Below are 21,723 nucleotides of genomic sequence, written 5' to 3'. Positions count from 1 at the left end.
CTGAGATTGTTTCATCAAAATTTTTAATATCCCCCTTCGGGGATAAGAAATCCCTCGCCTTCAGGCGAAGGGAAGATATAATGAAATTGCTTTAGCAATGAATTTATATCAAGAAACATGAGAAGTTATAGAAAGAATAGTCATAGTCAGTATGATTTAAAAGTACATCTTATATGGATACCAAAATATAGGAAGAGAGTATTGATAGGCAAAGTAGCGGAAAGGGCTAGAGATTTACTAAGGCAGATTTGTATGGAACATGAAGTATATATAATTTCAGGGAAAATATCATGTGATCACGTGCATATGTTTATCTCATATAAATCACAAATATCTCTTAGCAAGTTAGTACAGTATTTAAAAGGTAGTAGCTCAAGAATTTTATTGCAAGAATTTGCTCATTTAAGAAAACAATTTTGGGGCAATCATTTGTGGGCTAGGGGCTATATGGCAGTCAGTTCAGGTAATATAACTGATGAAATGATACAGCACTATATTGATGAACAGGAAGGCGAACCTGTGAATGATGATCGATTTCTAATCGATTCCACTTTATAACCCCTCAGCTTATAGCTGAGGGTTCTTTAGTTTTTCCTCGCAATGACGCTAAAACTGATCCATATCACAACGTCTACAATTCTAATTTTTTAGCATCTAACTCTTGAGTTAATTCTTCGTAAATTTGTCTATCTGATAGAGAAGTGAATTTTTTAAATAGCTGCACTAATTTTAAAGATGGGATAATACAAAAAGCATCTTTTAATATTTTGATCTTTTTATTAACATTAAGCTTATCATTTAAATTAAAGTAAAATTCTAGTAATTCGTCGTTATAAAAATTTAAATCTACAGCCGTTTCCAAATAATCTATAGCATTAGCCGTATTATTACCTTCTACTTCCTGCTTCGCTGCTAATAAATAATACTCAGCAATTTCCGGCATAGACTCATGTTTATGAAATTTTGCAAGCTTGTTCGTTATAAAAATAAATTTCGTCCATAGAGAAAGTTTAGCATAACAACGCATTAAAGTAATTAAATTGTCACTATCAAGTTCATTGAAATTATAAGCCTTTGTTGCGTAATTTTCTGCTTTCTCATACAAAGATTTATCATAATAAAGTTTTGCTAGGTTTTTGCTACCGTAAAAAACAAATTCTTTAGATGTAATAAGTTTTTGAAAATAGGAAATTTTTCTATCTACATCCTCTTCAGTTATGGCTAAGATTAAATTATGGAATTCTTGTGAATCTTTTAGATCTTCAGAAGATAAATTTTTGCGGACAATAGAAGCAGATTTAGCTTTATTATTCATAATATATTCGGCAAAAGCTAAAATTAAAGCATATCTATCATGATTAATTTTTCGTTTATTAAAAATATTATGTATTTTAGACGGTAAATCGATAATTAATATTAGAAATCTAATGATAATAAAACAAGAAATTAGTAATAATAATCCTAAAATAAGACTAAAGAACAAAGTAATCTCAATATTATAATCGTATAAACTAATAAAAACTTTTGAATCAAAGCTCTCTATTAAAGTAAACCCGAAATAAAGCAGTAAAAAAGTAGCACATATTAATAATAACCTAAACATCTTTATTTACAAACTCCTGCATAAATTTTTCTGAATAAAGAAAATCGATTAAATAGTTTAATTTCTCTAAAATTAGAGCTTTATCTTGTTCTTTTACCATCATAGCAGAAGGTTTTTTCTCAATTTTGATAAACTTCTCCAGCCACTTATGGTTGGTAGGAAAAATTACTTCCGTACTACTTGATTTAGAAAAAAGATAATTATTATTATATGCTTCTAAGTTATTTAAAATATTCCTTATATATTGAGGCAGCAGGCGGGATTTTACTAGTCTTAGTTCTTTACTATAATCCTTATCCTGCATGAAATTATATACTAATAGATTTACATTTAATAAGTAATTAATATAGTCAATTGATCCCCATCCGCCTACATCGTCACTCGTCGCTCTCCTATTAGTTATAGGCTTCGCTCCTTGTTCCTTGTATCCGAATGAAGCTGAATTGACTACAGTTTCTAATTTTGGTTCTACTAAATTAGTCGGTGCTTCAGGAAACTTTAAAGAACTTACGTAATTTAAAAGCGACTTGGTAGATAATAGAGGGGCTGCTTCCTTTTCTTCCAGGGTAGTATTTTCTTTATTTTCTACTGCTTGATCAGAAATTTGGCTTAAATCTTTATTTTCACTTTTAAACAGTTTTAAAATATCGGATCTATTATGATAAAGAGTAAAAGAAGATAAGATAAATATTACTATTGCTATAAAAAAGATATTTTTGTTTTTAAATAAACTATCGAATTTTTGCATTTTCGGATAATAACTTGATTACATCGTTAGGGTTCTGATCATCACAATAAACCACATTTTTTATAAAAGGTCTAACTATATTTGCGACTTTCAAACTTATAGCTACAACTAAACTATCTTGTAAGTATTCTAGTAAATTATTTTGAAGTAATAATCTTACAAAAGTCTTAGCACTATTCTGAGAATAAAGAAGTATAAAGTCAATATTGCTTTTAAATTCTTTTATAATAGATAAGGGCAGCTCATTCAAATATTCTACATTATAAATGATATGTCTAGCTATTTTATTAGGCAAATCTTTAGTAATTTCATTTGAAGATAAATATATAGTCTGCTCATATAAATCAGGAGGAAAATGCTTAATCAAATCTTCCACGTTTTTAGCAGTATAAATTACTTTCTTGCCTAATAATCGTTTTGACTTACTACCTACTACCCAAACATCTTGTTTTAAGTTATGACCGGCTAAGATATTTGCCGCATATTTACTAGTTATTATTATATTTGAGTAATTATCTAAAATATCGATATTAAAATCTAGAGTTTTATATTTAATTAAAGGACAATGAATATAACGTAAATCTAAATTAGATTTACTTATTTCCTTTATAGGTTCATTATTTTCTTCAATATTTCTAGTTAATAAAACCGATTTCATACAATATTTGTACTCCAATATAAAAAGCAACTGCCCCAATAATAATAGCAGCTATTTTATTAATTATGGTTAAAATCGTACTACTTTTATTTAGCTTTCTGATATTATAACCTGCAACTGCTAAAGAAAAAAACCATATCCAAGATATAAGTATGCAAGTTAAGGTAAATATAATTTTTGCAATACCGTTATACTTTAAAGCACTAGTACCTATTACTATAATCGTATCCATAATTGCATGCGGATTTAATATTGACACCGATATAGCAAATAAAATTTGTTTTTTAGCTGAAAAAGCCCCGGAATTCATTGTAAGATCAATAGGAGGCTGATTCCAAGTATTATATCCCATATAAATTAAGAAAATAAATCCAACAATAAATATAGATAATTTTAACCAAGAAATTTCAAGAATTAATAAAGATATCCCAAGAACTGCCATACATATAAGAATAGTATCACATATTGAGGCTGCAATTATGCTAGGTAAAGCCTTGCTAAATTTTGGCTGTTTTGCTCCTTGATTAAATATAAAAATATTCTGTACTCCAAGCGGCACTATTAAACCGAGAGCTAAAACGATGCCATGTAAAAAAGCACTTAATATATCATTCATTATTGTAATTTAGTTTTTATTTTTAATAATATTAATAAAGACGGGATAGTTATAATAGTAGTAACTAAAAAGAAATTTTGCCAACCAAAATTTACTACCATATAGCCTGAAATTATAGGAAAAATTGAGCGTGAAATTCCCATCATCGATGAAAGAAAAGAATATTGAGTAGCTCGAAATTTACCTTGACAGAGTGAAGAAATAAAAGCGATATAAGCAGTCATCGTCATACCACCGGTAATACTTTCTATTCCTATCGTAATAAATAATAATAAAGAATTTTTACCGTTTATTTCAAGAAAAATAAATAAAATATGTCCTAAAGCATGAATAATACCAAATAAAAATATACTATTTAATATATTTTTATGTTTCATAATAACACCGCCGACAAGTCCACCGATTATAGCTCCTACAACGCCCCAAAACTTTCCAACGCTTGCTATTTTAAAAGCATCATACTCAAGATGAAGCAAAAACGGATTAATCATAACATTAATTAAGTTATCCGGTAATCTATATAATACTAGGAAAATTAATATAAGAATAATGAAATAAACAGAACCTATAGGTTTTAACGCATTATATATAAAATTTATTATGTTTTTTTTATTTTGATTATTTTTTATATCATTCTTGATTATCTGTATATGTATATTCTCGTTTAAATAACAATACTTAATTCCTACTATCAATAAAATTAAATAAATAAATACTAAACCGGCAAAGATTTTATATATTTCATTAAATGTTAAATAAATAGATAAATAAATAGCTCCAGAACCGGCTAAAAGCATACCGGCTCGATAACCGAATATATATATTCCTGAAGTAAACCCAAGCGATTCTTTAGGTACTATTTCCGTTCTTAAAGCACTTAATATAGTATCTTGGGCGGCACTAAAAAAAGAAATAATTAAAGCCGTGAAAGCAAATAATAATAGATTAGTACTAGGATATAGAAAGCTGAAAATATATATAAAAAATATCAATGCACTACTAGTTAAGCAAATCCAAGATAATCTATGACCGAATATTTTGTTTAAATATTTAATTTGCACTGCATCAAAAATCGGTGCTAACAAGAAATTAATAGAGTAGGGAAGCGTTATAAATGATAATATACCGATTGTTTGCAATGCTATATCTTCTTTAGCAAGCCAATAATTTAAAGTATTACCGGTAATCATTAGATTAAAACCGCTAACAAGTCCAAACAACCAAATAATACATAAACGAGAGTTATTTAACATGAATTTATATACTTCGAGTAAATGAAGAATTGATAGACGAAGATCAACTTCAAAAAGAGCAAGGAGTCTATAAGGCGAGGAGCGGAGCGTATACTTAATACGTGAGCACCACAGAACTTATGAGGCGACTTAGCCAATTTTTGAAGTTGATCGAGTATATATGCCTTTAGCTCTAAGTTCCTATAGGCTTAATATGCAAAAATGTGAGTATTCTGTTTATTTGCGGCATGTAATGTAATTATGTTATTTTAATTTCTCAATATCTTTCTTATCTAATTTTGTTATTTTCATAATAGCTTCTAAAGAAAGTCCTTCTTTTTTCATTTCTTTAGCCATAGTAATTTTCTCTTTTTTTCTACCTTCTTCAATACCTTCTTGTTTCCAGCTATGAGCTAAGCTATTCATAAGTTTTCCTCCTAATTCAGGATTTAAATGCGATTTAAGCATTTTTTCTATTTCTATTTTATCATTTTCCTTAATCTTATTCAAGGTGTAGGACAAAATTAGCTCTATATAATCTATACTCAGGAGTGCTTTGGTTTTCCAAAAGTAATTACAGAATGCATAAAAATACAAGTTGTATTATGGATATTGGAACTTAAATATTACTGGCGATATAGAGAAATAACACCTTGGAGTAGTATAAATTAATTATTTTAATTGACTTTAGCACTTAAGAGATTTAAAAGTTAACTTTAATATGTAAGGTTACAATAAAAATGTTACCGCCTAAAATTTTCTTTGAAAAAGTTAAAGAAATAATTTGGCCTATAGAAAGGAAAGAATTAAAGCTATTTATACCTATGGCTTTAATGATGTCATGTATCCTTTTTAATTTTGGGGCTTTAAGATCTATCAAAGATAGTTTAGTAGTACCCTCTATGGGGGCTGAAATTATTAGTTTCTTAAAATTATGGTTAGTATTACCCTCGTGCGTAATTTTTACCGTACTTTATGTTAAGCTTAGTAATAAATTAAATTTTGAATATATTTTCTACATTATAGTCGGCAGCTTTTTACTATTTTTCTTATTATTTGCCTATATTATTTATCCAAATCAAGATATTTATCATCCTAATGATGAAATGATAAATAATTTAATTGCTTCATACCCTAATTTTAAATGGTTCATTAAAATAGGTAGTAAATGGAGTTATGCGCTGATGTATATTTTCTCAGAATTATGGAGTGCAGTAGTCATAAACTTAATGTTTTGGCAGTTTGCCAATCACATCTTTGATACTTCTAAAGCTAAAAGATTCTATCCAGTTCTTGGAATGGTCGGCAATATCGGTCTTATAATAGCAGGCAGCGTACTTGTCTTTTTCTCAAGCGGGCAGAACGTCATTGATTCAGAATTGTTACCGGATTCTTTTAATTCATCTGCCGGAAATGCTATAATGCTTCAGCCAATCATGTCAATTATTGTTACTGCAGGAATAATTGCTATGCTTCTATTTAGAATAATAAATAGATTTATTTTAACGGATTCCATAAATGTTTTAGATACAAAAAAAGTTACGGCTAAAACGAAAACAAAACTTTCGGTAATTGAAAGTATCAAATTAGTAATTCACTCAAAATATATAGGTCGTATTGCTTTACTAATAATTTGTTATGGATTATTAATAAATATAGTCGAAGGACCTTGGAAAGCAAAAATAAAAGAATTACATCCGAACACTATAGACTATGTTAACTTTATGGGCAGGTTTAATATTTGGATGGGAATATCATGCGTTACTTTCATGGTAATAGGCAGCAATATTCTTAGAAGACTCGGTTGGCTCATTTCTACATTATTAACTCCTATTATGTTGTCTATTACCAGCCTGGTGTTTTTTATCTTTATAATTTTTATTGAAGAAATAGGAGCATGTTTCGGTGATTTTAATCTTCTATATGCAGCGATTATTGTTGGAGCAATTCAGAACATACTTAGTAAATCGTCCAAATATTCATTATTCGATTCAACAAAAGAAATGGCGTATATTCCTTTATCTTTAGAACTTAGAACTAAGGGAAAAGCTGCCGTAGAGGTAATAGGTACTAAATTCGGTAAATCGCTTGGAGCATTTATACAGTCTTTGATATTTATTATTATTCCAACTGCTACCTTTGATTCTATTATAATATATTTATTAGTAATTTTTATAGTTATGATGAGTTTATGGATTTGGAACGTTATAAAATTGAATAAGGAATATATAGAGCTGTGTAAGTAGCTATAGAGCTGTGTAAGTAGCTAAAGTGTCATACCGTGGCTTGACACGGTATCTATAACAAATTAAAAAAACTGGATCCCGCGATCAAGTTGCGGGATGACACTGGAAAAACCGATCCACGCAACAAAGCCGATTTAAAGATGAAAAAAATTCTTAAAATAATATTATTTATAACTATCTTTATTATACTCGCATATAGTGGGCTGTGGTTTACCATTATGTTCTCTTTATCACATTCTATAAATCAAAAATATGCCGGTACCAACCTTAATATAGAAGAGGCTGATAATAATCCTAATCAGCAATATCTTATTAAATTTTCCAAAGTTCAGCCCTATGGTTTTCCTTTTAAATTAGGTATTTCGGTAATTAATTGGCAAGAAGAGAGTATTAATAGAGCAATTGAATTTACCACACCGATAAATATCGGTTATGATCTACTTAAGCAGAAATTATTTATAAATTTTTCCGGAGAAGCATTCGGGCAATTTAAGCCGGTTGAACGAGGGTTTGGAGTAAGGTTTTATAATGATAACTGCATATTATCAGCAAAGATACCGTTAAATTTTAAATTATTTGAAATAGTACGATCAAAAAAAGATTTATTTGAAGTTATAAATTTAATAGAAAATATTAAATTTACTTCCGGTAAAACAGAAATTTTTGACTTAGTCGATAATCAAAAATTATATGAAGAAGATCATACTATACTTACTATGTTATTTGACAAAAGTAAGTATTATACAAGTAAACAGGATTTCCTTGATAATATACCGCAAAAATTAGAAATTTATTATGAAACCGAAATAGTAAAAAGTGACCTTGAAGATAGAATAATACCTGCCGGCTTATTATTATATAGACCCGCTTGGAATAATAATTTCAAATTTTCTGGTAATCTCTTGATTAGTACTAGTAGTTTGCATTTTAAAGATATTGCTAAAGATTTAACAATTGAAGTTACTAATGCAAAAATAAATAGTAATAACTTTGAAAATAATATTAATTTATTATATAAAGGTAAGTTAAACGATTTCGGCAATAATAATATTGATCTTTTGGTAGATTCGCAATTTAAGCTAAAACCGGGTTTTATAATAGGTTCATTAGAATTTATAAAGAAATATTACGATATGCAAACCTATCTGTTTAAACATCTGTTTAAACTTTTCGATAATAAGCTATATAAAGATTTTAATAATGAACTAAGCTATATTTTAAATAATAATAATTTTAGTATTTTTGAAGATAGGCAATATAATTTTAATTTAAATATTAATTTAGTTACTGAATTAAATAAATTAACTAGAGCACAGATAAATGCTTTAAGTCTATATTCAAACGCATCGGGATTTAATATAACAAATGAAACTATAGTAAATGCTCTTAAAGATTCTTACAGTAAAGGTACGATAGTAATTAATGATTACTCTAGAATAATAGAGGTTTTAAGTCTATATGTATATGGGGTAGGGGATTTTAAAAACTTATCCAAAGAGAGCAAAGAAGTATACGGAGATGCTCTAAAATCATTTTTAAAAACCATTTCCGATCACCCGAATTCATCTAATTTAATTGACGTTAGTATTGAGTATGTATTTGATTTATCCGATTTAAACAAAGCTAAAATAGGTAATATAGATGATATAAATAAACTTATACCTTTATATTATTTATCTTTATATCAAGCAGCAGTAAAAAAAGTGAAACCGGGAGAAAACGTAAAAGAAAAAATTATGGAATTAATTCCTAATGTTAATCAAAAAATATTAGAGGAATGTATACTCGATGAACTTAGTTAATCGTCATTATTGCTTAGTCAAAATTTTCAATTTTTTCTCGCAATGACGGAAAAATTTATAAAAATACCATGAATATTATAGTAAAAATACAGCAAGATTTAGATGAAGTAACTAAGTTAAACGATTTAATCATTAGCTGTTTAAAAAGTGATGAAGAGTTAATAGAAAAGGTCGGTAAATATTTACTAGAGGCAGGCGGTAAAAGAATTCGTCCGCTTTTAACTATAATAACCGCTAAAATGTTTGATTATAAAGGCGATAATCATATAAAGCTCGCAAGTGCCGTTGAATTCATTCACACCGCCACATTGCTTCATGATGATGTGGTAGACGACAGCACTTTAAGAAGATTCAAACCTACGGCTAACATTATTTGGGGAAGTAAAACAAGTATTTTAGTGGGTGATTTCCTCTTTAGTCAGTCTTTTAAGTTAATGATAGCTTCCGGTTCTATTAAAGCTATGAATGTTCTAGCTAAAGCTTCAGCGATTATTTCCGAAGGGGAGGTAGTACAGCTAGTTAAGCTAAATGAGCGACGCATTATAACTATCGAAGAATATCAGCAAATAGTTAAATCTAAAACCGCCGAACTATTTGGAGCTTCTTGTGAAGTTGGAGCTATTATAGCAGAGCAGTTAGACCATGTTTCTAAAGATATGCAGGACTTTGGGAAATTACTCGGTACGATATTTCAGGTTATAGATGATCTACTTGATTATTGGGGTAATGATAAACAGGTAGGCAAAAATATCGGTGATGATTTCTTAGAAGGAAAAGTTACGTTACCGCTGATTTTTTTATATAATAAGCTAGAGCAAGACACACAGCTTTGGCTCGAAAATATAATTAAATGTGATAAGCGTACTAATGATGAGTTTATGCAAATACGTGACTTAATGGTAAAGCATGAAATCTACAATGAAACAATTAATTATTTGAGTAACTTAGAAAATGAAACAAATAAGTTATTAAATAAAATTCCGGTTCAGAATATTTATAAAGATTATTTGTTTTCGATTATTAGATTTATTTTGGATCGCTCTTATTAAATTAATATTAAATTAAGGCGATAAATCGTCTGCATTCGTAGCTCAGCTGGATAGAGCGTTGCCCTCCGAAGGCAAAGGTCATTGGTTCAAATCCAATCGAATGCACCAATCCAATCGAATGCACCAATCATTAGTTTATGCAAATAAAGATTATTTTAACTCTAAAGATTATTTTAACTCTAACTCCATTTTCCATAATATATATTATAGAATTCTTAATTCTTAATTCTTAATTGTAAAATGGCTGGGACGGGAGGATTCGAACCTCCGAATGACGATACCAAAAACCGTTGCCTTACCACTTGGCGACGTCCCAATAATGTACAGACTTTATACCAATAAATAACGGAAACGTCAATTACAATATCACTAAATGGCACTATTTTCCTGAAATCCACAAATAGCAGGAAAACTATCCGAAACATATCCCTCTTGTTTAGCTCGATACTCTGTAAGCCTTAAACCAAGGGTGTGTTCGGTTATAGTCTTTGTCATCCCGTGGCTTGACCACGGGAACCAGTTGGATTTTACCGGTCCACACAACAATGCCTCCTCGCAATGACGAATACTTCTATCCAAAACTGCATCTTTAAAATGATTTTATTTCATTATTAAGCCAATTCCTCGCTTGCGGAGATAATAAATCATAATAAATTTTAGCTCTAATTTTGTTATAATATTCCTTGATATAGTTTATTTCATCAATATTAAGTAGTTTCATATCAATCAATTTACTAGCATAAGGCACTAGACTTAAGGTCTCAAACTCAAGCCATCCATTATTTTCTTTTACATACATTAAATTTTCGATTCTAATTCCGTATTTTCCTGGAATATAAAATCCAGGCTCATTAGATAAGATCATACCTGCTTTAAGTATTGTTTTATTACGAAGATTTATGCTTTGCGGTCCTTCATGAACGCTTAAGAAGCTCCCTACCCCATGACCCGTACCGTGCGGATAATCTAGCATTTCTTGCCATAAATATTGCCGAGCTAGTATATCAAGATTAGCTCCTGTAACGATATTTTTAGGGAATTTGGTTTTAGCTAAAGCAATATGTCCTTTAAGTACTTGCGTATAACGCTTTTTCTGCTCATCATTCGGCGTACCTATCACTATTGTTCGAGTTATATCGGTAGTAGCACCTTGGTACTGACCCCCGGAATCTATTAGTAATATCCCCTGCCCTATAATTTTTTTAGCAGTTTTTTGATCAGCTCTATAATGAATAATGGCACTATTTTCCTGAAATCCACAAATAGCAGGAAAACTATCCGAAACATATCCCTCTTGTTTAGCTCGATACTCTGTAAGCCTTAAACCAAGGGTGTGTTCGGTTATAGTCTTTGTCATACCGTGGCTTGACCACGGGAACCAGTTGGATTTTACCGGTCCACACAACAATGCCTCCTCGCAATAACGAATACTTCTATCCAAATCAGCAAAAAACTCACATAAAGCTACTGCATCTTTAATATGAAAATCGATTGCATGCTCAATTTCTACATCGTTCTTACAAGCTTTAAGCATTAAGCACGGATCGGTAATTTTTTGTACTTTTTTATCAGCTACTAAGTCCATTATATGAACAGAGGCTATAGTATCATCAATAAAAATATTTTCGCTATCTCTTAAAACATTTTCAAATTCTTCTTCCGGTAAAATCGTTATTTCAGGACGAGCATTAATAATTTCGGCATCGATTCTTGTAGGATTTATAAACAAATATAATTGTGTAGAAGTGAGTATAACTTTTGCAAACATTAAAGGCGTATAACTAACGTCACTAGCCCGCAAATTTAGTAACCAACATATGGAGGAGCTATCGAGAATAACTAAGGCAGATTGCTCGGTGTCATCCCGCGGCTTGACCGCGGGATCCAAAAAACAATTATTTTTATTAGATCCCGCGGTCAAGCCGTGGGATGACAATGCAATTTCACGACATTTACTTATTTTATCAGTATGACTAACGCCCGCAAACTTAATATCATGCAAATAAACTTTAGAGTTTGGCTCTAGCAGCTGATTTTGCCAAATCTTATCAACTAAATTTCCGTTAATTTTCTGAAAGTTGAACTTTAAATTTGATATAGCGGAATAAGTAAATAATTCAGAATCGTATCCTATTTTTGCATCTTTACCAAACTTAGATATATCTTTTAAGTCAAAAATCTTAAAAAGCTCTAAATCCAGCTCTTTACTTGCTTGCTCTAAATAACGTCCGTCAGTAAAAAATAATGCTGTATCTTTATATATAATAGCTATACCGTTTGAACCAGTAAAACCTGTTATATATTCAAGTCTCTTTGCGTAGCTTGGAACATATTCACTCATATATTTATCGTTAGACGGAATTATATAACCGTCTATATCATATTCTGTGAATAAATTTCTAAGTAGATTAATACGGATTTTTGTCATGTTTATATCTCTTATGTCGTTCTCTTGCCCGCTTGGAGGCTGAGCCATCATAATGAAAAATTGGTAGACGAAGGTTAATTTCAAAAAGAGTAATCGGTCTGCAAGGCGAGGAACGGAAGTCGTTACTTAAGAGTACCGCAGAACTTGTTAGACGACAACGCCAATTTTTGAAATTCACCGAGTATACCATCCATAATATAAAGGAATACCGAGAATAGCAAAGGAGCTAGCTATAATTAGAGTTTTAACAGGTGTTTCATAGATAACCCAAGCACAAAAGATAACCGATATTATTGCTATAAGTAAATAATAATAAGAAAAATTTTCTTTTGAACTAAGAATTACTTTTAAAAATGCTAAGCTACAAATTAAATAGACGAATAAGAATGTTATTGCCGAGAAATCTATTATTTGTGTAATCTGTTTGGAAAAATTATCATTTGCCGTAAAGATTAATAACGGCACAATGCCAAGGCAGCTTACAATAATTCCATGAGTTGGAGCATTATTGCTATTTTTCTTAGCAAAAAATTTCGGTAATAACCCGTCTTCTGCAAGTCCTAGAGCAATTTGTCCGCTAGTTAGTACCCAAGCATTGAGTGTACCTATACATATAATCGAGGCTATAACCGTAATTACACTTGACCATTTACCCCCGAATAATAATGAAGCGGCATCGGTATAAGGAGCTTTAGAACTAATAAGTTCAGAAGCAGGGATTAATCCCATTATACCTACGCTATTGATAATATATAAAACTGCTACGCAGAAAGTTCCAACTATTATGGCTCTTGGAATGGTTTTTGCCGGATCTTTTACCACTCCTGCTGTAGTAGTTGCACATTCTACTCCGATAAATCCCCAAAAAGTAAGAAGTGCAACTCTTCCCATAATACTCGGAATGCTTAAACTTTCGACTTCTTCAGCTATAGTTATATTATCTATATTAAAATGAGATAATGCACATAAACCTACTACAAGCAGCGGAACAAATTTTAAGAGAGTCAAATAAAACTCTGCTTTTCCTGCTACTTCAGGACCTTTTAAATTTAAAACCGTAATAGCAGCTAATAATATTAGCTGTAATATTAAATCCAAAATCGCTTGTGATTTAAAAAAAGGTGTTAGATAACCTATTGCAGAGATAACAACTATACTTGTACTGACGAAGGATATAACCCAGTAAGTCCAGCCGGTGAAGAAAGCTATCTTATCCCCGAAACTTTCCCGCACATAAACGTGCGGACCGCCTGTTTTAGGAAATTTTGCACAAAGTGTAGAAAATACAAGTGCTATACTCATAGCACCGAATAATGAAAGTACCCAGCCCCAAATGCTGTATATACCGAATGGTGCTAAACTTAACGGCAATATAAAAACGCTAGTACCGATTTGACTGCCGGTTACTAAGGCAAAAACCGCCCAGAAACCTAATTTTTGTGACATATTAATCTAATTTAAAGAAACAGCTTTAAAATAGCTGAAATAATGATTTTTAGCAATAGTTAAAACTACTATAATTAATTGATAGCTTTTTTAAGCTATCAAAAATAATCTTAGAAGTTAATATGCCAAATCGTACCGCTAAAGTTTATACAGTGAAATCAGGAGACACTTTATCAAAAATTTTCTTACTACATGACAATTTTTAGAGATGTAAGGACTAAAGGATTGAATTTTGCTGATAATTCATGATGATAACGGGAAAAGAACTTGGTTTACATATGAAAGATCATTCCGCCCCTCTAGTCGAATTATTACAAAAACATATTTCGCTTAATTTATCAAGAGCAAAATGTTTAGGATTATTTATCATTTCAATGCTTAACAGCAGGACAGTAAACATGTCATTGTTATGCAATAGAATGCCGTCTGGGATTAAAGCAGCTTCATGGTATAGAAGGATGCAAAGATTTATCTCTGAAATCTCAATATCATGGAGAGTATTACCTGTTATGTTAGTCATGATGACTGGGTTTGAGCAGGAGCAAAAATGGGTATTGTGTTTAGATAGAACGAATTGGAAATTTGGTAAACGACATATAAATATTTTATATTTAGCTGTCAGTTTTCATGGTATAGCGATCCCCCTTTTTGGAATTTTCCAAGTGATAAAAAGTGTGGTAACTCTGATTATATTGAATTGATGCCAATATTGTCTATTGCATTTTGCCTAGCTTATCAAACTGGAGAGATTATAGTTTTAGATAAACCAATAGTTATTAAAAAACATGGTTATAGGCAAAATAGTATATTTCGTGTTGGATTAGATACATTGGTTAATATCTTGTATAATATTTCTACTCAATTAGTACGTTTAGTACGTTGGATACAGCTGTTGTCCTTGATATTCCAATATCCAAAGATGATAAAATGAAAAATTGTCATGTAGTAAGAAAAATTTCACAAAATTACGGTACTTCTGTTCAGGTTGTTTGGTCCATAATGCCAAAAAATTCTATAAGCAGCAGGAGTATTATTTTCAGCATAAGCTTCAAATATTTCTTCTCAGTTATGTCCTTTAACAGATTTATATTTATGGGTATTTAAACTAGGATGACGAGGATTTGCTTGTAAATATACTAATGTTTTTCTTACTGCTTTTAAGCGTTTTTCTAATCCTTTATTATTTTCGAGTTCTTCCAAATCTTTACTAGCTTGAATAGTAAAAAGAATTTTAAAAGTCATCATCTAAATATTTACTAAAATCTTCTATAAATTTAACTTGCCCTTTAGCGGAATCTTTAATACCGTTATTTAATTGCGTTTTTTACTATCAACAACAACGTGAAAGCTACTTACCCCTTTAGCTAATTTACCAAGTTTTATTCTTCCTTTCGTATCCGGTTTTAATATACATGCTTGAGTCATACAAATTACTTTTTATATCATAGCTTATAGAATAATACATAGTGGGTAATTAATCAAGTGGGATTTGTAATCTACCCCTATCATGAATCCATCAATTTACCTAATATATCCAGCTGATTACCTAAAAAACAATTACCATTAACCTCAATTCTGGATTAGATAATTTTTAGATATAGCTGGTTTGTTAGATTTCATACAGTAAGCAACAAGAGTAGATAAGATATGGACGAAGGCATTCCAAATTGATCTATGTCTTGTATGTTCAAGTTCAAAAGACCCCTTTAGTACACTAAAAACTGTTTCAATAATTGAGCGTTTGCGTAGTAAAAATTTTTCAATCAATGGTATAAGTTTATTCTTCTCAGAATGGCTTATCTTAGACTCTCTTGTAGGTTTTTTATTGCTAATTGGTAAAAAAGACCGACTAATCCAATATTCAGCAACTTTACAAAAATCATCGACAAAACAAAATAATGCGGTAATATCTTTCTTCAAGGGGATACTCTTGTTTTTTTGCTAAAAACTTATATAACGCGAGTTTCGTATTAAGATGCCTAAATTATGGTTAATGAATATGCTATAATCCTTATCCTTTCAAGGTTTGTAAGAGGTGTGACAAGTTTTACAATTTAATAGTTATAGTCAAAAAAGACAATTTACTAAAAATTTATGCAGTTTTAAGTACATTTTATAACAAAAACAATATTACTAATATCCTCGTAACCCAGTTACTATCAGCTATTCAGTTCCTCTATTAATACGAAACTCGCGTTATTTAGAATATCTTCTATCCCTTGTAAATACTTCCATTCCTACCTCTTTTAATCCAGAATTCGGGTCATTAGGGTTTTCATAGAATACAATTTCATTATCCTGAAACTTGTCTAAATGTCCGGTTGTGTTTGTATTATTAACATATTCATAATGCCCACTAGTATCTTTTCCTCCTACAATATGACTATTTTTCAAATCATATATTTTCATAGAAAAACAAAAGTATGAAAACATTTTTGCGAATATCTCTTGAAAAATATCCATACTCTTGCTCAATCTTTATCCCCTCTATATTATCAAGGTCCTGTACTTTATTACCTTGAATTATTTTGATTCCATGCTCATTTTTATTAAATAATATAAACCGTTCTTGGTGAAATTTGGACAAGATTAAAAACATCCACAGTACCGAATCAGAAGAAAAGAAGGACAAGAGAATATTTTATTATAAATCCAGTTAAATATATTTTAAAACCTTTATTGATTTTAAAGTGTTATACGCTAAAAGATTTGCCGCAGCCGCAATTAGCTTTTTCGTTGGGATTGGTGAAAGTGAATTGGGATTTGAATTTAGTCTCTACATAGTCCATTTCAGAACCTAGAATATACATTAATGCTTTAGGGTCGATTAGTATCCGTACGCCCTTTTCTTCAACTATTTCATCGAATTGATTTTTACTATCGGCATATTCAACGTAATAAGTCTGACCAGCACAACCGCCTGACTTAACCCCTACCCTAATACCAAAGGTAGGCTTGGCTCGTTTTTCTATTAGCAATTTTACTTGCTTTGCAGCAGAATCGGTTAATGAAATAACATTTTTCATGTTTTTTAAGAGTCTTTTTTCTGTTTGTAATTGGCTATAGCTGCCTTTATTGCATCTTCAGCAAGTAGTGAGCAATGTAATTTTACCGGTGGAAGTGACAATTCTTTTGCTATTTCGGTATTTTTAATAGTCTCAGCATCTTCTACCGATCTTCCTTTAACCCACTCCGTTACTAAAGAACTTGAAGCAATAGCTGAACCGCAGCCGAATGTTTTAAATTTAGCATCTGTAATAATCCCGTCATCATCAACTTCGATTTGTAACTTCATAACGTCACCGCAAGCAGGAGCTCCAACTAGTCCCGTCCCGACATTTTTATTTTCTTTATCAAGCGATCCAACATTACGAGGATTTTCATAATGATCTATCACTTTTTTACTATAAGCCATTGTTATTCTCTAAAATTTGGTTTTGTATGTTATACTTGCGTGAATACCCGAGCCGTCATTGCGAGGAGAAACTGCAAGTTTTGACGAAGCAATCTCAGGATATTTGACGAGATTGCCACGCAGCCTACGGCTGCTTGCAATGACGATATTCTCAATGTACAGCCCATTTAATCTTTTTCAAATCAATCCCCTCTTGTATCATTTCCCAAAGAGGGCTTAATTCCCTTAGTTTATCGATTTTTGAGCATATTAAATTTACTGCGTAGTCAACTTCCTGCTCGGTAGTAAATCTACCTATGCCGAACCTGATTGAAGTATGGGAAAGTTCTTCACCGATTCCCATGGAACGTAAAACATATGACGGCTCTAAAGAGGCAGAAGTACAAGCAGAACCGGAGGAAACCGCTAAATCTTTAATGGCAAGGATAATTGATTCTCCTTCAACTCCGGTAAAGCTTAAATTTAAATTACCTTTATATCTTTGATTTTTATCACCGTTTAAATAAACTTCTGAAATTCGGCTATGTATATTATTTAAAAATCTGTCGAATAAGTAATTTACATGCTTAGTATCTTTTTCCATTTCACTATACGCTATTTCAGCAGCCATGCCAAGCCCTACGATTAAAGGAGTCGGTAACGTACCCGAACGCATACCTCTCTCCTGCCCGCCACCGTTTATAAGCGGCGTAACACGCACACGAGGTTTTTTCCTTACATATAAGGCCCCTATTCCTTTCGGACCGTAAATTTTATGTCCTGAGATACTGGCAAGATCAATATTAAACTCGTTAACGTCAATTGGAATTTTACCAAAACCTTGAGCAATATCGGAATGAAAGAAAACGCCTCTTTCACGACAAATTTTCCCGATTTCCTTTAAAGGCTGAACAACACCTATTTCATTATTAACTGCCATAACTGAAACTAACATAGTCTGATCGGTAATAGCTTCTTTTAATATTTCTAAATCGATTATTCCATTTGGTTTAATCGGTAAGTATGTGATTTTTATACCTTCTTGCTCTAAATGCCTGCAAGCGTCAAGTACGCATTTATGTTCACTAACTATAGTAATAATGTGATTCTTTTTATTGCCGTAAAATTTTGCTATTCCCTTTATTGCAAGGTTATTAGATTCGGTTGCACCAGAGGTAAAAATAATTTCTTTAGTATCCGCTCCTATTAACCTTGCTACCCTACTTCTTGCCTCTTCAACGGCGTTTTCTGCTTCCCAGCCGAAAGAATGGCTACGTGAATGAGGATTCCCGAACTTGGTAGTAAAATAGGGCAACATTGCTTCCATTACCCTTGGATCTAGTGGCGTTGTTGCCTGATAATCCATATATATCGGTAAGGTTAAATCTAATTGTGGGTTCATATGGTTACATGTTAAATAGTTTGTTTTTCGTCACCCCGTGGCTTGACCACGGGGTTCAGTCTTTTTTTATTTTTTATGGATTCCCGCCTATGCGGGAATGACATCGTAAATCTCCCCAAAAGCTTCTATAAAAGTTTCTATATCACTTACCGTATTAGTATGACTTAAAGATATCCTAATCGAAGATTTTGCTTCTTCTTCATTCATACCCATATTGGTTAATACGTGTGATTTAGATATTTTTCCCGATGAACAAGCAGAGCCGGAACTTACGCAAATATTACGTAAATCAAACCCGATTAATTTCACTTGTGCATCCGTATTCGGTATAGTAATTAAGGTAGTATTAGGTAATCTCGCTACGCTATTACTAACAATATTTACGTTTGGATATTCTTTTAATTTTTTCTCTAAAACTTCCTGTAAGCTTTTGATTTTTATATATTTTTCTGAGATATCTTTTGTTGTTAATTCAGCTGCCAAACCAAGCCCTGCAATAGCTAAAACATTTTCAGTGCCTGAGCGTACTGATTTTTCCTGCCCTCCTCCTATAATCATTGGAGTAACTTGAAAGTTAGAGTTAGAGATTAAAGCAGCACCACCCTGCCCCCCTCCTATTTTATGCCCTGAAATCGTCACAAAATCTAAACCTAACTCCTTGATATTTATGGGTATTCTGCCAAAACTTTGCACTAAATCGCTATGAAATCTTGCATCATACTTTTTAGTTATTTCACTTATTTTGGTTATATCTTGCAAAACCCCACTTTCATTATTAGCCATCATTACGGAAACTAGTTTTTTACTAGTATTACTCTGAGATAACAACTCTTCTAGATGTTCTAAATCAACTAGCCCTTGCGTATTAACTCTTATAACTTTAATATTTGGAGCGTAGTTTATACGACTATAGATCGATAAATGTTCAATAGCTGAAATAAAAATATCGCCGTCATAAAAATTTTTCATTATTAAATTATTACTTTCAGTTCCCGATGACGTAAAGGTAATATCATATTTTCTAGATGATAAGGTTATACCAAGAGCCGCCGCTATTTGCGAACGTGCCGTTTCTATGATATTCTTAGCAAATCTACCTAAACTATGTGCTGATGAAGGGTTAAGCTCCTTGTCCATCAAACTTATTATGAATTCCTTAACTTTAGGGTCGATAGAAGTAGTAGCATTATGGTCTAAATATATCATATATTTAAATAATACTTAGCTCTAAAGCATCCTTAATGGATATATTTTCAAAATAATCTCTAAATATGCTTCCCAAGACCTTTCCATAATTTATGCGAATTACATTTTATTGTATYAGGTACGCAAGTTTTAACTGATTTCTTATAGCAGGTAGTCATTATAAAATTTTCGTTAACGGCGTCCATAATATCAGAAATTTTTATTTCTTCTAAGTTACCTATTAAAATATACCCACCTTTCAATCCTCTAATAGCCTTAACTAGATCAGCTTTTTTAAGTTTAGAAAATATCTGCTCTAAATAGTTAAGCGATATATTTTGTTTTACGGAAATTTTATTCAAACAAAGTGACCGGTTCAGCACTTGATTTTGAAGCCATTTCAAGTATTGCCATTACGGCATATCTTCCTTTCGTCGTCAGCATCATATAACCTTAAAACTTAAAATTGTTTTATATCTACAATACCCAAGTAATTTAGTCAAGTATATAATTATATTATTTAATAAAAAATTAGCTTGTTAACACGAGTTTCGAATTAATATAGCATAGGATTTAGCATATCAAGAGAGATGTAATAGAAGGTTTATTATCAGACATTTGATAATTTATCAGTGCTGCAACCATATGCACAAAGGCATTTGTAACTGATCTATGCCTTGAATGCTCAAACTTCCCCAATAGTTTAATTTTACTAAACACAGATTCTATTAATGCTTTTTTAAGCAATAATATTTTATCCAACATAGACATAAGTTTATTTTTCATATTTTTCTTTACCTTAGTTACCATAAAAATTCCTTGCTCTAAAAGTTGTAGAAATAATTGTTGCGAAATATAACCACGATCTCCGAATACTTTACCAAAAAGATTTTTGATCATCAGTTCCAGCTGTTTTCTATCATCCTTATTGCCAGGGCTAAAAGATGCTTTAACTATACCACCGGCTCTATTAATTATTAGATGTAGTTTAAGTCCATAGAACCAACCTTTTGTTGTCTTACTGCTTGCTGCTATGCCGGCGAACACTTTATTCATTGAAATACGGTATCTCTTACATACCTCTATACTACTTGAATCTACAAAAGAGAGTCCGTCACACTGATCCAAAATAGAATTGAATATTAGTACTAATAGTGGTAAATGTGGACCTATTATTTTTATAAATTGACTATAGCTTACTAATTGAAAATCTCTTTGATGATGAATTCATATTTGCTTCAGATAATAATTCTTAAAACAATCATAAGATGACTGCCAGTAGCCTATTATAATTGTTATTACCTCACTTCTGTTCAGTCGACTTTTAGGACCAGATTTGTTGTTATACGCGAGTTTCGTATTAATAGAGGAACTGAATAGCTGATAGTAACTGGGTTACGAGGATATTAGTAATATTGTTTTTGTTATTAAATGTACTTAAAACTGCATAAATTTTTAGTAAATTGTCTTTTTTGACTATAACTATTAAATTGTAAAACTTGTCACACCTCTTACAAACCTTGAAAGGATAAGCATTATAGCATATTCATTAACCATAATTTAGGCATCTTAATACGAAACTCGCGTTAATAAGTAATCATGGAATATAAAAAATTATCAATAAAGTAACAATAAATTTTATGCAAATTTTGAAACATTTACTGATTCTATAAGGTTATTTTTTGAGAATATTGAAAAATATAGAAATAAAATTTCTTCATTGGTAAATGACAATTTCCAAACTATTGTTCCTAATCACTTTAACAACTCTTCATGTTAAAGAAGTATATAATAACTCCTGAATCTCCTCGCTATCATCCAACAGTAATAAGTTTTACACCAGCAAGCGTAGTTATAACTTACTCTTTAAATGATTTACAAGAAGCTACAAACCTTGCTCAGCAATTTTGTAGC

At 31.2% G+C, this 21,723-nt stretch carries 22 protein-coding genes, 2 tRNA genes and 1 pseudogene; 7 read left to right on the top strand and 18 right to left on the bottom strand.

Features of this window, described 5'->3' with window-relative positions; translation table 11 throughout:
• Nucleotides 1-117: 117 nt before the first annotated feature.
• Entirely contained in the window at nt 118-558 is a 441-nt protein-coding gene (gene tnpA, locus REIS_RS03475) for an IS200/IS605 family transposase (protein ID WP_008579210.1), read from the top strand.
• A 73-nt stretch (nt 559-631) separates the two neighbouring features.
• Here the strand turns inward: tnpA and REIS_RS03470 are convergent, their stop codons facing one another.
• The 6 genes from REIS_RS03470 to REIS_RS03445 form a co-directional block, all read right to left on the bottom strand.
• Entirely contained in the window at nt 632-1,603 is a 972-nt protein-coding gene (locus tag REIS_RS03470; RefSeq protein WP_008579877.1) for a tetratricopeptide repeat protein, read from the bottom strand.
• A complete protein-coding gene (locus tag REIS_RS03465) occupies nt 1,596-2,351 on the bottom strand; it encodes a palindromic element RPE2 domain-containing protein (RefSeq protein ID WP_008579876.1) in 756 nt (251 codons plus the stop codon). The genes REIS_RS03470 and REIS_RS03465 overlap by 8 nt, the downstream gene beginning before the upstream one ends.
• Nucleotides 2,335-3,009, bottom strand: coding sequence for a uroporphyrinogen-III synthase (locus REIS_RS03460; protein ID WP_008579875.1), 675 nt, complete (start codon nt 3,007-3,009; stop codon nt 2,335-2,337). Before REIS_RS03460 ends, REIS_RS03465 begins: the two co-directional genes overlap by 17 nt.
• Nucleotides 2,987-3,628 carry a LysE/ArgO family amino acid transporter gene (locus tag REIS_RS03455; RefSeq protein WP_172643960.1) on the bottom strand — a complete coding sequence of 214 codons (642 nt, stop codon included), beginning with the start codon at nt 3,626-3,628 and terminating at the stop codon, nt 2,987-2,989. Before REIS_RS03455 ends, REIS_RS03460 begins: the two co-directional genes overlap by 23 nt.
• Nucleotides 3,625-4,878 carry an AmpG family muropeptide MFS transporter gene (locus tag REIS_RS03450; protein WP_008579873.1) on the bottom strand — a complete coding sequence of 418 codons (1,254 nt, stop codon included), beginning with the start codon at nt 4,876-4,878 and terminating at the stop codon, nt 3,625-3,627. Before REIS_RS03450 ends, REIS_RS03455 begins: the two co-directional genes overlap by 4 nt.
• A 243-nt stretch (nt 4,879-5,121) precedes the next feature.
• Nucleotides 5,122-5,367 carry a hypothetical protein gene (locus tag REIS_RS03445; protein ID WP_008579872.1) on the bottom strand — a complete coding sequence of 82 codons (246 nt, stop codon included), beginning with the start codon at nt 5,365-5,367 and terminating at the stop codon, nt 5,122-5,124.
• A 230-nt stretch (nt 5,368-5,597) separates the two neighbouring features.
• On the opposite strand from REIS_RS03445, the gene tlc3 reads away from it, so the two are divergent.
• The 4 genes from tlc3 (at nt 5,598) to REIS_RS03425 (ending at nt 10,062) form a co-directional block, all read left to right on the top strand.
• Entirely contained in the window at nt 5,598-7,103 is a 1,506-nt protein-coding gene (tlc3, locus tag REIS_RS03440) for a nucleotide exchange transporter Tlc3 (RefSeq protein ID WP_008579871.1), read from the top strand.
• A gap of 140 nt (nt 7,104-7,243) precedes the next feature.
• The gene (locus REIS_RS03435; RefSeq protein ID WP_037213963.1) at nt 7,244-8,905 is read left to right on the top strand and encodes a hypothetical protein; all 1,662 of its coding nucleotides are present in this window, start codon (nt 7,244-7,246) and stop codon (nt 8,903-8,905) included.
• Nucleotides 8,906-8,973: 68 nt separating this feature from the next.
• Nucleotides 8,974-9,954 carry a polyprenyl synthetase family protein gene (locus tag REIS_RS03430; protein ID WP_008579869.1) on the top strand — a complete coding sequence of 327 codons (981 nt, stop codon included), beginning with the start codon at nt 8,974-8,976 and terminating at the stop codon, nt 9,952-9,954.
• A 31-nt stretch (nt 9,955-9,985) separates the two neighbouring features.
• A tRNA-Arg gene (locus REIS_RS03425) sits at nt 9,986-10,062 on the top strand.
• A 133-nt stretch (nt 10,063-10,195) separates the two neighbouring features.
• Here the strand turns inward: REIS_RS03425 and REIS_RS03420 are convergent.
• The 3 genes from REIS_RS03420 to REIS_RS03410 all read right to left on the bottom strand — a co-directional run bounded on the left by REIS_RS03420 (nt 10,196) and on the right by REIS_RS03410 (nt 13,828).
• Nucleotides 10,196-10,270: transfer RNA gene (locus tag REIS_RS03420), tRNA-Gln, on the bottom strand.
• Nucleotides 10,271-10,543: 273 nt separating this feature from the next.
• On the bottom strand, nt 10,544-12,433 hold the full coding sequence (locus tag REIS_RS03415) for an aminopeptidase P family protein (RefSeq protein ID WP_037213967.1): 1,890 nt from the start codon (nt 12,431-12,433) through the stop codon (nt 10,544-10,546).
• Between the two features lie 123 nt (nt 12,434-12,556).
• Complete coding sequence (locus REIS_RS03410; RefSeq protein WP_008579865.1) at nt 12,557-13,828, bottom strand: APC family permease; 1,272 nt, start codon at nt 13,826-13,828, stop codon at nt 12,557-12,559.
• A 245-nt stretch (nt 13,829-14,073) separates the two neighbouring features.
• On the opposite strand from REIS_RS03410, the gene REIS_RS03405 reads away from it, so the two are divergent.
• Together REIS_RS03405 and REIS_RS03400 are read left to right on the top strand one after the other, a co-directional pair.
• Nucleotides 14,074-14,529, top strand: coding sequence for a hypothetical protein (locus REIS_RS03405; protein ID WP_008579864.1), 456 nt, complete (start codon nt 14,074-14,076; stop codon nt 14,527-14,529).
• Nucleotides 14,526-14,759, top strand: coding sequence for a hypothetical protein (locus REIS_RS03400; protein ID WP_371256133.1), 234 nt, complete (start codon nt 14,526-14,528; stop codon nt 14,757-14,759). Before REIS_RS03405 ends, REIS_RS03400 begins: the two co-directional genes overlap by 4 nt.
• 131 nt (nt 14,760-14,890) lie before the next feature.
• Here REIS_RS03400 and REIS_RS14865 read toward each other — a convergent pair whose 3' ends face one another.
• The 9 genes and pseudogenes from REIS_RS14865 to REIS_RS11000 form a co-directional block, all read right to left on the bottom strand.
• Nucleotides 14,891-15,070 carry a hypothetical protein gene (locus REIS_RS14865; RefSeq protein ID WP_179943705.1) on the bottom strand — a complete coding sequence of 60 codons (180 nt, stop codon included), beginning with the start codon at nt 15,068-15,070 and terminating at the stop codon, nt 14,891-14,893.
• A 327-nt stretch (nt 15,071-15,397) separates the two neighbouring features.
• On the bottom strand, nt 15,398-15,748 hold the full coding sequence (locus tag REIS_RS17075; protein ID WP_008579859.1) for a transposase: 351 nt from the start codon (nt 15,746-15,748) through the stop codon (nt 15,398-15,400).
• A gap of 276 nt (nt 15,749-16,024) precedes the next feature.
• On the bottom strand, nt 16,025-16,291 hold the full coding sequence (locus REIS_RS03380) for a hypothetical protein (protein ID WP_160142962.1): 267 nt from the start codon (nt 16,289-16,291) through the stop codon (nt 16,025-16,027).
• A gap of 230 nt (nt 16,292-16,521) precedes the next feature.
• Nucleotides 16,522-16,854, bottom strand: coding sequence for an iron-sulfur cluster assembly accessory protein (locus REIS_RS03370; protein ID WP_008579856.1), 333 nt, complete (start codon nt 16,852-16,854; stop codon nt 16,522-16,524).
• A 5-nt stretch (nt 16,855-16,859) separates the two neighbouring features.
• Nucleotides 16,860-17,243, bottom strand: coding sequence for a Fe-S cluster assembly scaffold IscU (gene iscU, locus REIS_RS03365; RefSeq protein WP_008579855.1), 384 nt, complete (start codon nt 17,241-17,243; stop codon nt 16,860-16,862).
• Nucleotides 17,244-17,394: 151 nt separating this feature from the next.
• Nucleotides 17,395-18,624: an IscS subfamily cysteine desulfurase gene (locus REIS_RS03360; protein ID WP_008579854.1), complete on the bottom strand. Its 1,230-nt coding sequence runs from the start codon at nt 18,622-18,624 to the stop codon at nt 17,395-17,397.
• A gap of 87 nt (nt 18,625-18,711) precedes the next feature.
• Nucleotides 18,712-19,830 (bottom strand): cysteine desulfurase family protein, encoded by a 1,119-nt coding sequence (locus tag REIS_RS03355; RefSeq protein ID WP_008579853.1) that lies wholly within the window; start codon nt 19,828-19,830, stop codon nt 18,712-18,714.
• 4 nt (nt 19,831-19,834) lie between these two features.
• Nucleotides 19,835-20,256 (bottom strand): annotated as a pseudogene (locus tag REIS_RS03350) (Rrf2 family transcriptional regulator).
• A gap of 126 nt (nt 20,257-20,382) precedes the next feature.
• Nucleotides 20,383-21,036, bottom strand: coding sequence for an IS982 family transposase (locus REIS_RS11000; RefSeq protein WP_083787754.1), 654 nt, complete (start codon nt 21,034-21,036; stop codon nt 20,383-20,385).
• Nucleotides 21,037-21,723 lie beyond the last annotated feature (687 nt).

This window comes from Rickettsia endosymbiont of Ixodes scapularis, assembly GCF_000160735.1.
Classification (GTDB): Bacteria; Pseudomonadota; Alphaproteobacteria; order Rickettsiales; family Rickettsiaceae; genus Rickettsia; species Rickettsia tamurae.
The sequence above is the reverse complement of the archived record's forward strand: the minus strand, read 5'-3'. Positions and strand labels throughout refer to the sequence as shown.